This window comes from Modestobacter sp. KNN46-3, from assembly GCF_011039295.1.
In genome coordinates, this window is the sequence record NZ_JAAKGN010000148.1 from 1 (window position 1) to 11,943 (window position 11,943).

Genomic DNA, 11,943 nt, shown 5'->3' on the forward strand with positions numbered 1-11,943 from the left:
CACGCCGTTCGAGCAGGTGGCCGCCGCCGGCATCGCGGTGGCCAGCCTCGACTACCGGCTCTCCGGCGAGGCGGTGTGGCCGGCGCAGCTGCACGACGCGAAGGCCGCCGTCCGGTGGCTGCGCGCCCGAGCCGCCGAGCTGGGGGTGGACGCCGACCGGATCGCGTCGTGGGGTGAGTCGGCCGGCGGCCACCTGGCCGAGCTGCTCGGGCTGGTGACCGACCCCGCCCTCGAGGGCGAGATCGGGGTCACCGGTCCGTCGTCCGCGGTCTCCGCCGTGGCCGCCTGGTACGCCCCGAGCGACGTCGCGGCGGTGGCGACCGACATCGGCAACGACCCGGCGGACCCGGCCAGCCGGGAGGCGCAGCTGATCGGCGCCCCGGTGTCCGCGGCCGCCGATCTGGCCGCGCAGGCCAGCCCGATCACGCACGTCTCCCCCGCCGCGCCGCCGGTCCTGCTGCTGCACGGCCGGGCCGACCGGTTCGTCGCGACCGCACAGAGCCAGCGGCTGCACGACGCCCTGACCGCCGCGGGGACGGACGTGGAACTGCACACCTACGACGGCGCCGACCACATGTGGCTGGGGGCGCCCGACGCCGCCACCGACGCACTCGACCGCACGATCACCTTCCTGCGGCGCCACCTGATCGACGAAGGAGACCGGGCATGAGGATCGTCGGCATCCGCCGGGACGGCAGTGGGGTGCAGGTGGCCGCTCTGTCCGACGACGGCACCGCGGTCACCGTGGTCGCCGGGCTGGACGACTTCTGGGCCGACACCGCCGGGCACCTGTCCCGCGGACCCCGCGGGGAGACGGTGGCCGCCACCGACGTCGAGTTCGTGCCGCCGGTGCTGCCCGGCGCCAGGGTCATCTGCATCGGGCTGAACTACCTCAAGCACGTCGCGGAGGGCAGCTTCCGCGACCAGGAGGTCCCCCCGTACCCGACGCTGTTCGCCCGCTGGACCCAGTCGCTGACCGTGGACGGCGCGGAGGTGCCGGTGCCGGCGGACGAGGACGGGCTGGACTGGGAGGGCGAGGTGATGGCCTACGTCGGCAGCACGCTGGTCGACGCGACCCCCGAGGAGGCGCTGGCCGCCGTCGTCGGCTACTCGACCTTCAACGACCTGACCTCCCGGCGGGCGCAGAAGCTCACCAGCCAGTGGATCCTCGGCAAGAACGGCGACCGGTCCGGCCCGCTGGGGCCGCTGGTCGATGCCTCCGAGGTCGGCGACCTGCGCGACGGGCTGCGGGTGCAGACCCGGGTCAACGGCGAGACCGTCCAGGACGGGCGCACCGACGAGATGGTCTACACCGTCGGCGACACCCTCTCCCTGATCTCCCGGACGTTCACCCTGCGGCCCGGCGACCTGCTCGCCACCGGCACCCCGTCCGGTGTCGGCTATGCCCGGACGCCACCGTGGCTGCTGCAGCCCGGGGACGTCGTCGAGGTCGAGATCGAGAAGCTCGGCGTGCTGACCAACACGGTCGTGGGCAACGAGGTGCGCCGTGGCCGGTGAGTTCCGGCAGTACCTCTTCCCGCACGACCACCCCCGGCTGGCCGAGGTCCGCGGCCTGGACCCCTACGCCTACCGGGAGCACGCGCGGACCCCGGGCACCTTCACCGGCGGGCTGGTCGAGGGCTGGACGCCGCTGTACCTGGAGGAGTTCCGCGGGGTCACCTCCGACGGCACCCTCCGCGAGGGCCTGTACCCGCTCACCCCGGCCGAGCCGGGCGAGGAGGCGCCGGTCGCGGCCATGGTGGCCGCGGCGCAGGATCTGCTCGCCGCCCTGGACGACGACGGCCGGGAGCGGATCGCCTTCCCGGTGGACGCACCCGAGTGGCAGACCTGGGCCAACCCGGAGTTCATGCAGTTCGACACCGGCCTGCGGCTGGAGTTCCAGCCGCCGGAGGTGCGGGAGAAGGCCCTGGCGCTGGTCCGCGCCTCCCTGTCCCCCGAGGGCTTCGAGCTGGCCCACGCGATGATGCTGATCAACGGCTTCCTCGGCGAGGTCGTGGGCCTGGCGAACGTGCTCAACGAGTTCAGCTACAACGTCGCCGTCTACGGAATCCCCGACCTGCGCAGTCCCTGGGGCTGGCAGCTGTTCGGTCACCACTGCGCCCTCAACTGCCTGGTCGTCGAGGGCCGGATGCAGCTGTCCCCGGTGTTCCTCGGCGCCGAGCCCAACGAGATCGACGCGGGCCCGCACGCCGGCACCGAGTCCTTCACCGAGCGGATCGCCGCCGGGCTGGCGGTGATGGCCGCCCTGCCGCCGGAGCAACGGGAGGCCGCCACCGTCTACGCGCAGCTGGTCGACCCGGCCATGCCGCCGGGCCGGGTGCACCCCGGCGACGAGCGGCACCTCGCCGGCGCCTTCCAGGACAACCGGGTGATCCCGGTCGAGGGCATCCCGGTCACGGAGATGCCACCCGACGCGCAGCGCCTGGTCCTGGCGGTCGTCGAGCACTTCGTCGACCTGCTGCCCGAGGGCCCCCGCCGCGCCCGGATGCGGGAGGTGACCGCGCACCTGGACGAGACCTGGTTCAGCTGGATCGGGGGCTCCGAGCCCGGCGACGTCTTCTACTACCGGGTGCAGTCCCCGGTGCTGATCGCCGAGCTGGACCACCACTGCGGCGTCTTCCTGGACTACTCCACCCCGCAGCCCTTCCACGTGCACACCGTGCTGCGCACCCCGCACGGCAACGACTACGGCCGGGCCTGGATCCGGCAGTGGCAGGCCGCGCACGGGTCCTGAAGACGGTTCCGTCTCGCTCTGCCGCTCAATGACATCGGGCTACGGCGACGTGACGGCCGCCACGATGCTGGACGTGCGTCCCGCGCCGCTGACCTGGCCGGACGCCGTACCCGCCTGCACCGCTCAGCCTCCGGGCACCGCAGCCCACGACAGGAGATCCCCATGACCGCCGTGCCAGCCCGCGTCCCGGTGTTGATCGCCGGCGGGGGGCCCAGTGGCCTGGCTGCCGCGCTGGAGCTCGGCCGGCGCGGCATCGAGGTGCTCGTCGTCGAACCGCGCACCACCCTCGACCCGCTCCGCCCGCGCGCCAAGACCACCAGCGTGCGCACGATGGAACACCTGCGCCGCTGGGGCCTGGCCGACCGGCTGCGCGCGCTGGCCCCGCTGCCGGTGGACCACGCGCAGGACGTCGTCTTCTGCACCGGCCTGTTCGGGCACGAGATCACCCGGTTCCCCGAGGCGTTCGGGCTCACCACGGAGCGCCGGGACGAGTTCGCCGAGCCGGGCCAGCAGGCCCCGCAGCCGCTGGTCGAGCAGCTGCTGCGCGACGCCGTCGGCGAGCTGCCGTCGGTCACCGTCCTCATCGGCTGGCGCGTCGTCGAGGTCACCGACGGCCCCACCGGGGCCTCGGCCGTCCTGCAGCGCGCGGACGGCGAGCGGCACCAGGTCACCGCCGACTGGTTGCTGGGCTGCGACGGCAGCAGCGGGGTCACCCGGCGGGCGATCGGTGCCCGGTACGCCGGCTCCTCGGGGACCCTGCCGAACGTGAGCATCGCCTTCCGCTCCCCGCAGCTGGAGCAGCGGGAGCTGTGCGCGGTCGGCGTCCACTACTGGGTGATCGGCGCGGAGCGCGGTGGCCTGATGGGCCGGCTGGACCTCGACGGCACCTGGTGGGCGATCGTCCAGGGCGTCGACGCGGAGACCGAGCAGGTGGACCCGGTCCGGCTGGTGCAGGCGCTGGTCGGCGCGGAGGTCGACGTGGAGGTGCTGGCCACCGACCCCTGGTCGGCCCGGATGCTGCTGGTCGACCGCTACCGGGGCGAGCGGGTGTTCCTGGTCGGGGACGCCGCCCACCTGAACCCCCCGTGGGGCGGGCACGGCTTCAACACCTGCGTGGGCGATGCGGTGAACCTGGGCTGGAAGCTCGCCGCGGTGCTGCGCGGCTGGGCACCGGAGTGCCTGCTGGACAGCTACCAGGCCGAGCGGCGGCCGGTGGCCGAGCGGACCATCGCCGCGGCCGGGGCGCAGGAGGCCTTCCTCGCGCCGTCCTTCGCCACCGGCGACCTGGACGACGAGTCCGCCGACGGCGTCGCCCTGCGCGCCGCGGTCGCCCGGGCGCTGCAGGTCAAGGACCCGGAGTTCCACAGCCTCGGGCTGGTGCTCGGCTACGACTACCCCGGTTCGCCGGTCGTCGTCCCCGACGGCCTGCCCGTGCCCGAGCCGGAGCTGGTCACCTTCCGGCCGTCGGCCCACCCGGGCGCACGGCTGCCGCACACCTGGCTGCCGGACGGGCGTTCGCTGTACGACCTGCTCGGCGCGGAGTTCACCCTGCTGCGGCTGGACCGCGCGGCGGCCACCGAGGGGCTGGCCGCCGCCGCCGCGCGGCGCAACGTGCCGTTCCGCGTGGTGGACCTCGAGCACGTTCCCGGGCTGCGGGAGCGCTACGGAGCCGACCTGCTGCTGGTGCGCCCGGACCAGCACGTCGCCTGGTGCGGCGCGCAGCCGGTGGACGCCGAGGCGCTGCTCGCCCGGGTCGTGGGCGCCGGGGAGATGGCCGATCTGCTCCTCCCCTAGCGTGACCGCATGACCCTCGCGCCTCCCACCTCGCCGTTCATCGCCCGGCCGGAGCTCCTCGGCGCCGACCCGCTGGCCCCGACCGGGCGGCCGGTCGGGTGGGGCGTGGTGGCCACGGGCGCGATCGCCGCCACCGTCACCGCCGACCTGGCGCTGCTCCCCGACGCCGTCCTGCAGGCGGTCAGCTCCCGGCACGCCGAGCGGGCCCGGGCCTTCGCCGAGCAGCTCGGCTTCGCCTCCTGGTACGCCGACGACGAGGCGCGGTCGGGGCTGGACGCCCTGCTGGCCGACCCGGCCGTCGAGGTGGTCTACGTCGCCACCCCGCACGCCCAGCACGCCGCCGTGGTCCGCGCGGCGCTCACCGCCGGCAAGTCGGTGCTCTGCGAGAAACCGGTCACGATCAACGCCCGGGAGGCCCAGGAGCTCGTCGACCTGGCCCGGGAGCGGGGGCTGTTCCTGATGGAGGCGGTCTGGACCCGGTTCCTGCCGGCGTACCAGCGCGCGCTGCAGATCGCCGCGTCCGGCGAGATCGGCACGGTGCACTGGGTCGCCGCGGAGGTGGGCTTCCCCGCGCCGCTGGACCTCACGGCCCGGATCTGGGCCCTGGCCGACGGCGGCGGCGCACTGCTCGACCTCGCCGTCTACCCGCTGCTGTGGGCCTGGGGCACCCTCGGGCTGCCCGACTCGGTGCGGGCCACCGGCGCGCGCACCCCCGAGGGGGTCGACGCGCAGAACGCCCTCACCCTCGGCTGGGACTCCGGCGCCCAGGCCCAGCTGACGACGTCCCTGCTGGCCCGCTCACCGCACACCGCACTGATCTGCGGCAGCGACGGCTGGATCCGCACCGACGGCGCGGACTCGGTCTACCGGCCCACCCGGCTGGACGTGCAGGTCGGCGACGCCGCCGTCCGCACCGAGGAGTTCCCGCTGATCGGCTCGGGCTACGTGCACGAGCTGCGGGAGGTCACCCGCTGTCTCCAGCAGGGCCTGACCGAGAGCCCGGTGATGCCGCTGGAGCACTCGCTGGCCACCATGCGGCTGCTCGACGGGGCCCGCGAGCAGCTCGGGGTGGTCTACCCGAACGACCGCTGAGCCGGCACGACCGAGGCCACGTCGACCACGGCCGGCGGTTCGAGCTCCGCACACACCCGATCAGGCGAGGACGCCCGGAGACCGGTCCGGGGCCGCCGCTACGGTGTGGCGGTGATCACCGTCTGCGGCGAGCTCGTCATCGACCTGATCCCCTCCGGGGAGATCCCCTCCGGGGACCCGACTCCGGGCGCACCGCCGCAGTACACCGCCTTCCCCGGCGGCAATGCGCTCAACGTCGCGGTGGCGGCCGCCCGGCTCGGCGCGACGACGCACCTGATGTCCCGGGTCGGCCCCGGCCCGTTCGGTGCGCTGCTTCGCGAGCACGCGGCCGGCAACGGCGTGGCCACCGACGCGATGCTCACCGCCCCCGAACCGGTCAGCCTCGCCGTGGTCGAGCTGGCCGAGCAGGGGTCGGCGAGCTACTCCTTCCACACCGTGGGTGCCGCCGACTGGCAGTGGACGGCCGCGGAGCTGACGGCGGCCTGGCCCGCCGACACCCGGATCGTGCACATCGGGTCCATCTCCAGCTGGACCCGGCCGGGCTCGCTGGCCATCGCCGACCTGGTGCGCCGGGTGCGCGCCGAGGGCACCGCGCTGGTCAGCTTCGACCCGAACGTGCGCCCCACCCTCATCGACGACGACGAGGCGGTGCGCACCCAGGTGACCGAGCTGCGCCGCGTCGCCGACGTGGTGAAGGTGAGCGCCGAGGACCTGGCGTGGCTGGAGCCCGCGGCGGACCTGGACGAGGCCGCCGCCCGGTGGGCCGCCGAAGGCCCTGCCCTGGTGGTCGTCACCGACGGCGGTGAGGCGCTGCGGGCGGCCCGCCCCGGCGGCGCGGTGCTGCGGGTGCAGCCCCCGTCGGTGACCGTGGTCGACACCGTGGGCGCCGGCGACAGCCTGGCGGCCGGGCTGTTCGCCGGGTTGGCCCGCACCGGCGTGCTCACCTCCGCCCAGCTGCGCGACCTGCCCGAGCCCGAGCTGACCGCCCTGCTGGACGACGCGGCGCTGGTCGCCGCCCTCGCCTGCACCCGCCCCGGGGCCGACCCGCCGACCCTCGCCGAGCTGGCGGCCGCACGCCGCTGAGCCCGGGACGCACAGAGCCCCCGCTCACCGGATGGTGAGCGGGGGCTCTGCGCGTGCGGTCAGCCGGTGGTCAACGTCGGACGTCGATCGTGACCGTCGTCGTGCTGCTCACCGGGGCCCCCCGGCTGTCGGTCATCGACATCGTGCAGTCGAAGGTCGCCTGCCCGACCTGCGTGGGGCGAGCCCGCAGGGTGAAGGTGCCGTTCTGGCCGGCCGGGTAGTCCCGGTTGCCGACCTGCCGGGCCGACCCGGGCGCCAGGTCCAGCGCCAGCGCCGGGCCTGCCGTCTGGGTGCAGGAGTACTCGAACGAGCTGCCCAGCAGCACGCCTGCGCCCCGGTTGCCGAACTGCACGACCAGCTGGACGGTCTGCTTGGCGTTCGCCCGCACGACCGGCCCGTTGTTGATCTGCTGGTACAGCTCGGTCTCCGTCGTCGGCGGGGTCACGACCACGTCGAAGGTGCTCGGGTTCGACGTGTTGCCCGCACGGTCGGTGGCCGTGCAGCTCACCTCGGTCGCGCCGATCGGGAAGAGCGCCCCGGACGGCGGAGTGCAGCTGACCGTCACGGCGCCGTCCCGGGTGTCCCCGGCCTCCGGCAGCGGGTACTGCACCCGGGCGCCGGCGGGGCTGGTGGAGTCGGCGGCCACGTCGTCGGTGCCGGCGATCCGGGGCGGGAGCTGGTCGGCCGGACGCGGCGCGAGCTGCGTCGGGTCGACGATGCCCCAGTAGGCGGGCATGACCTGCAGGTCGTCGTCGAAGGGCAGCGGCGACTCCCACGGCCGGGCCGCCGGCCAGGTGCGCAGCCAGCTGCGGCCGTTGCTGATCCCCCAGAAGGTGACCGACTCGATGGACTCCGAGTGGCCCCGCAGCATGTCGAACAGGTCCCGGTAGTAGTACCCGAGCTCGGTCTCGGCGGCGTCCTGGTCGGCCATCGCCGGCGAGTGCTGCGGCACGGTGCCGTTGCTGACGTCAGCGCCGTTGTTCTCCTTGGAGTCGCTGACGTCCAGCTCGGTGATCGCCTGCAGCAGCGGCGTCCCGGTGCGGGCGCTGAGCTCCTCCACGGCGGTCAGCGAGTCGTCCAGCCACTCGACCGGGCGGGCGAAGTCGACGTGCGCCTGGTGGCCCACCCCGTCGATCGGCACACCGCGCTCGACCAGGGCGGAGACCAGGTCCAGGTAGTCGACCCGCTTGGTCGGCATCTCGGTGTTGTAGTCGTTGATGAACAGCGCGGTGTCCGGGAAGTACCGGTCGGCCAGCCGGAACGCCTCGTCGACGAAGCCCTCACCGAGGACCTGGAACCAGCGGCTGTCCCGCATGTCGTGCGGGTTGGCGGTGTCGCCGTCGGCGATGACCTCGTTGACGACGTCCATGGCCCAGATCGGGCTGTCGCCGTCCGGGTACCGGGCGTCGACGTGGTCGGCGATCGCCTTGATGTGCGCCTCCATCCGGGCGCGCAGCAGGGCCTGGTCGGCCGGGCTGTCGGTCAGCGGGCGGTCGCCGTCGCGGAAGAACCAGTCCGGGGTCTGGCTGTGCCAGACCAGCACGTGCCCGTAGACGTCGGTGCCGGTGGCGTCGGCGAAGTCGAGCAGCGCGTCCAGGTCACCGAAGGTGAAGGTGCCCTCGACCGGCTGGATCTCGGCCGGCTTGCCGTCGTTCTCCGGGGTGATCGCGTCGAAGTGCCGCTGCACCAGCTGGGCGGGCCGACCCACGGTCTCCCGCTGGTCGACCGCCACGCCGACGTGCTCGAAGCCGTCCTCGCCGAGCACGTCGGCGAGCCCGGGGACGTCCTGGATCGGCGTCTCGGCGAAGCCGGCCAGGGCGAAGTCGTCGATCAGGAAGCTGACCCCGGCGTCGCCCTCGACGTAAAGCTGGGCCCGGTCGACGGCCGCGCCGAGGGTGTAGGTGCCACGCAGTTCGGTCCACTCGTCGGCGGTGACGACCGCGCTGGCGCCGGCGACGTTGTCGTAGTTGGTCGTCGTCCCCCGGTCGCGCTGGATCGAGACGTTGAGGGAGGCCGGTGCCTGACCCGGGGCGAGCTTCGCCCACACCGAGACCTGGACGGTCTCCCCCAGCGCCAGGCCGGCGGTGACGTCGACGGCCGGGCCGTGCCAACCCTGCGTCCGGCCGGTGGTCAGCAGGCTGGTGCTGCCGCCGTGGGCGTCGGTGGTCGTGGCGGCCAGCTGCGCCGCGCCGCGGGGGACCCAGCCGCCGAGCCCGTCCTCGAAGTCGGTGGCCAGGTCGGCCCGGGTGCCCGGCTCGACCGGCCCGGCGGCCTCGCCGGTGATCGTCACGTCGTCGACGAAGAAGGCCTGGGTCGCGTCGGGGCTCTCCAGGTAGAGCTCGAGGCCGCTGTTGCTGGTGCCGAACTCGTAGGTGCCGCTGACCTTGGTCCAGGCGCTGTCGGAGACGGCGACCTGCCAGGCCACGGTGTCGTAGGTCGTCGTGCCCCCGGTGGGCGTGCGCGCCGCGCTCATCGTCACGAGGTCGGTCTCCGGCTCGGCCGTGGTGTCGGCGAGCCGCACCCAGGCCTCGACCTCCCAGGTGCCCGCCGGCAGCAGGGCGCTGGCGTCCAGCCCCGGCCCCTCCCAGGCCTGCGTGCGGCCGGTGACCGCCAGGCTCTGCGCGCCGCTGCGGGCGGCGACGGTGCTCGGGGCGACCTGCGCACCGCCGCGGCCGTACCAGCCGCCGGTGTCCTGCTCGAAGTCGGCCGTGTGCACGGTCGTCGGCGCGGCCCCGGCTGCGGGCGCCGCGACCACCCCCGCCGTGGCGACCATGCCGAGCATCGCTGCCCCGGCTCCCAGACGTCGTCGTCCCATGTGTCCCGTTCTCCTCGGGTCGGTGCGCGAGCAGCGCTGCTGCGTGACCTGACCAGTTTCGATAATTACCGGTACTGGTCCGAGAGAGTGAACCCCACCACATCAGCAACGGTCAACGGCGTCCCATCGCGTGGGACGCCGCCGGTCGATGCGGCGGGCGAGGGCGACCTACGCTGAGCCGGTGATCCTCATCGTGGTGAAGTGGCCGGTCCGTCCGGAGTTCGACGAGCGCTGGCCCGAGCTGGTCCGGGAGTTCACCGAGGCGGTCCGCGCGGAACCCGGCAACGTCTTCTTCGAGTGGTCCCGCAGCGTCGGCGAGCCGCACACCTGGGTGCTCGTGGAGGGCTTCCGCGACGCCGAGGCCGGAGCGGTGCACACCGCCTCCGACCACTTCCGGAAGGCGATCTCGGAGATGCCCGACTGGGTGTCGGCGACGCCGTCGATCATGTACGTCGACTCCCCCGACCTGGCCGGCTGGGGCCCGATGGGCGAGGTCCAGCCCCGCGGCTGACCCGCCCGGGCGGCCGGTGTGCGATCTTCTGGCGCATGGTGAACGTCCTGTCGATCCAGTCCCACGTCGCCTACGGGCACGCCGGCAACGCCTCGGCGGTGTTCCCGCTGCAGCGGCTGGGCGTCGAGGTCTGGCCGGTGCACACCGTCCAGTTCTCCAACCACACCGGCTACGGCGCGTGGACCGGCCGGGTGTTCGACGGCCAGGCCGTCGACGAGGTCGTGCAGGGCATCGAGGACCGCGGCGTGCTCGGCAGCTGCGACGCCGTCCTCTCGGGTTACCTGGGGTCGGCCGACATCGGGCACGCCGTGCTCGGCTCGGTGGCCAAGGTGCGGGCGGCCAACCCGGCGGCCGTCTGGTGCTGTGACCCGGTGATCGGCGACGTCGGGCGCGGGGTGTTCGTCCGGCCCGGCATCCCCGAGTTCATGCGGGAAGTCGCTGTCCCGGCCGCCGACATCGTCACCCCGAACCACTACGAGCTGGACCTGCTCTCCCAGTCCGAGACCCGGTCGTTGGCGTCGGTGAAGGACGCCGTCTCCGCCGTCCAGGCCCTCGGCCCGCGCGTGGTGCTGACCACCTCGCTGGTCGCCGAGGACACCCCGGACGACGCCGTCGACCTGCTGGCGTCGGAGGGCGGCCGGCACTTCCGGGTGCGCACCCCGCGCCTGGACCTGTCGGTCAACGGCGCCGGCGACGCGATCGCGGCGCTCTTCCTGGCGCACTGGCTGGACACCCGCTCGGCCGGCGAGGCGCTGGCCCGGGCTGCCGCGTCGGTGTTCGGCCTGCTGCGGATGACCGCGGAGGCCGGCTCCCGGGAGATCCTGCTGGTCGCCGCCCAGGACGAGTACGTCACCCCCACCCGCACCTTCGACGTCACCGAGGTCTGACCATGAGCGACTTCCCACCCCTGGCCGAGCTCGCCGCGCAGGAGGAGGAGCTGCAGTTGCGCAGCTTCACCAACGACGACGCGTGGGCACTGGGCGCCGCGCTGGTGGCCCGAGCCCAGGACGGCCGGCTGCCGGTGGCGATCGAGATCTCGCGGCACTCCCACCAGCTCTTCCACGCGGCGATGACCGGCGCGACCCCGGACAACGACGCCTGGATCGCCCGCAAGGCCGCCACCGTGCACCGGTTCGGGCACAGCTCGCTCTACGTCGGCCAGCGCTCCCGCGAGGCCGGGACGACGTTCGAGGAGCAGTTCGGGCTGGACCCGCAGCAGTACGTGGCCCACGGCGGGGGCTTCCCGCTGCTGGTGCGCGACGTGGGCCCGGTGGGCGTGGTGGTGGTCTCCGGGCTGCCGCAGGTGGAGGACCACGCGATGGTCGTCGCCGCGCTGCGCGAGCTGGTCACCCGGCAGTCGGCCTGACCCAGCTGACCACCCGGTCCCCCCGCTGGGGAACCGGGCGCGGGGTCAGTTCTTGCCGTGCGTGAGCTTCTCCATGCCGGAGCTGGTCTCCGCGGACGCCTTCTTGGCCGCCCGCTTCTCCTTGATGCTCGAGCCGGACTTCTTGGACGCGTTCTTGTCGACCATGACCACTCCCTCATCGGGAACCGGTCGGCTCCAGGGGCCGGACGCTACGCCTCTCCGGCGCCGGCGAGGCGCAGTTCCGCCGGGGTGCCCTCGGAGAGTCCGACGCGGCAGGACCGAGCGCGGCGTAGCGTCGGGGTCACGGTCACCTCGCCGGTCCTGGACAACCGTCCGGGACGGCGATCCCCTCCCGGGGCAGCCTCGCCGCGCCGTCGGCGGAGTCAGGCCCTCGCCATGACCGCAGCAGGGTGAACTCCGCGCCGAGCAGGTCGTACAGCGAACGCCCGTCCGGCAGCCAGGTGTGCGGCAGCCGTGCGCCCGGGTGGGCCGACGGCCGGAAGGTGACCAGCTCCGGCTCGGGCACG

At 74.1% G+C, this 11,943-nt stretch carries 11 protein-coding genes; 9 read left to right on the forward strand and 2 right to left on the reverse strand.

From position 1 onward, the window contains the following. From G5C62_RS21835 to G5C62_RS21860, 6 genes are all read left to right on the forward strand, one after another. A partial coding sequence (locus G5C62_RS21835) for an alpha/beta hydrolase (protein ID WP_164702660.1) occupies window positions 1-670 on the forward strand: 670 nt, incomplete at its 5' end. After that, window positions 667-1,518 (forward strand): fumarylacetoacetate hydrolase family protein, encoded by an 852-nt coding sequence (locus tag G5C62_RS21840; RefSeq protein WP_164702661.1) that lies wholly within the window; start codon window positions 667-669, stop codon window positions 1,516-1,518. The genes G5C62_RS21835 and G5C62_RS21840, both read left to right, overlap by 4 nt. Further along, window positions 1,508-2,755, forward strand: coding sequence for a DUF3500 domain-containing protein (locus G5C62_RS21845; RefSeq protein ID WP_164702662.1), 1,248 nt, complete (start codon window positions 1,508-1,510; stop codon window positions 2,753-2,755). Before G5C62_RS21840 ends, G5C62_RS21845 begins: the two co-directional genes overlap by 11 nt. Before the next feature lie 162 nt (window positions 2,756-2,917). After that, the gene (locus G5C62_RS21850; protein WP_164702663.1) at window positions 2,918-4,549 is read left to right on the forward strand and encodes an FAD-dependent monooxygenase; all 1,632 of its coding nucleotides are present in this window, start codon (window positions 2,918-2,920) and stop codon (window positions 4,547-4,549) included. A 9-nt stretch (window positions 4,550-4,558) separates the two neighbouring features. Next, entirely contained in the window at window positions 4,559-5,641 is a 1,083-nt protein-coding gene (locus G5C62_RS21855; RefSeq protein ID WP_036332381.1) for a Gfo/Idh/MocA family protein, read from the forward strand. 111 nt (window positions 5,642-5,752) lie between these two features. Next, window positions 5,753-6,724 carry a carbohydrate kinase gene (locus G5C62_RS21860; protein ID WP_241176058.1) on the forward strand — a complete coding sequence of 324 codons (972 nt, stop codon included), beginning with the start codon at window positions 5,753-5,755 and terminating at the stop codon, window positions 6,722-6,724. A gap of 70 nt (window positions 6,725-6,794) precedes the next feature. On the opposite strand, the gene G5C62_RS21865 is transcribed toward G5C62_RS21860, so the two are convergent. Next, window positions 6,795-9,539 (reverse strand): endo-1,4-beta-xylanase, encoded by a 2,745-nt coding sequence (locus tag G5C62_RS21865; protein WP_081975071.1) that lies wholly within the window; start codon window positions 9,537-9,539, stop codon window positions 6,795-6,797. 181 nt (window positions 9,540-9,720) lie between these two features. Between G5C62_RS21865 and G5C62_RS21870 the strand changes: the two genes are divergently transcribed. Genes G5C62_RS21870 through G5C62_RS21880 form a run of 3 tightly spaced genes read left to right on the forward strand, consistent with a single transcriptional unit; the run spans window position 9,721 to window position 11,416 of the window. Beyond that, on the forward strand, window positions 9,721-10,050 hold the full coding sequence (locus tag G5C62_RS21870) for a putative quinol monooxygenase (RefSeq protein WP_164702665.1): 330 nt from the start codon (window positions 9,721-9,723) through the stop codon (window positions 10,048-10,050). Window positions 10,051-10,085: 35 nt separating this feature from the next. Next, window positions 10,086-10,937, forward strand: a complete 852-nt coding sequence (gene pdxY / locus G5C62_RS21875; RefSeq protein ID WP_197058288.1) for a pyridoxal kinase PdxY — start codon at window positions 10,086-10,088, stop codon at window positions 10,935-10,937. A gap of 2 nt (window positions 10,938-10,939) precedes the next feature. Beyond that, window positions 10,940-11,416: a heme-degrading domain-containing protein gene (locus G5C62_RS21880; RefSeq protein WP_036332377.1), complete on the forward strand. Its 477-nt coding sequence runs from the start codon at window positions 10,940-10,942 to the stop codon at window positions 11,414-11,416. Between the two features lie 307 nt (window positions 11,417-11,723). Here the strand turns inward: G5C62_RS21880 and G5C62_RS21885 are convergent. Then, the coding region (locus G5C62_RS21885; protein WP_206330780.1) for a hypothetical protein at window positions 11,724-11,943 on the reverse strand (220 nt) is incomplete at its 5' end.